This window comes from Tritonibacter sp. SIMBA_163, assembly GCF_046535935.1.
GTDB classification, from domain to species: domain Bacteria; phylum Pseudomonadota; class Alphaproteobacteria; order Rhodobacterales; family Rhodobacteraceae; genus Epibacterium; species Epibacterium scottomollicae.
Window position 1 is genome coordinate 1 of sequence record NZ_JAWJBP010000782.1, and the last position, 257, is coordinate 257.

The window sequence follows — 257 nt, forward strand, 5'->3', positions numbered from 1 at the left end:
GCCATATCGGGAGACAAGAAGAAGAGGAAGGGGGATTATTAAGCTCCCTCCTTGGTATTGGTGGAATGCTTGTGGGATCTTTCCTCCCCAAATTGGGTGACACCATCATGAGTTCAAATGCGGAGGGGGGTATCCTCAGTGCAGTGTATCCCGGAGAAAAATTCTACTCTTCGGATTATCTAAAGAAAGTTGCCCGTAGAAACGGACTCCCCCCTAAATCGGGGCTTGCGATCGCGGAGATGCTTCGGCAAAAAGTT

General features: G+C 49.4%; 1 protein-coding gene. It reads left to right on the forward strand.

From position 1 onward, the window contains the following. Nucleotides 1–257, forward strand: a 257-nt coding sequence (locus R0J92_RS24455; protein ID WP_411053593.1) for a hypothetical protein, incomplete at both ends; no start/stop codon positions are given.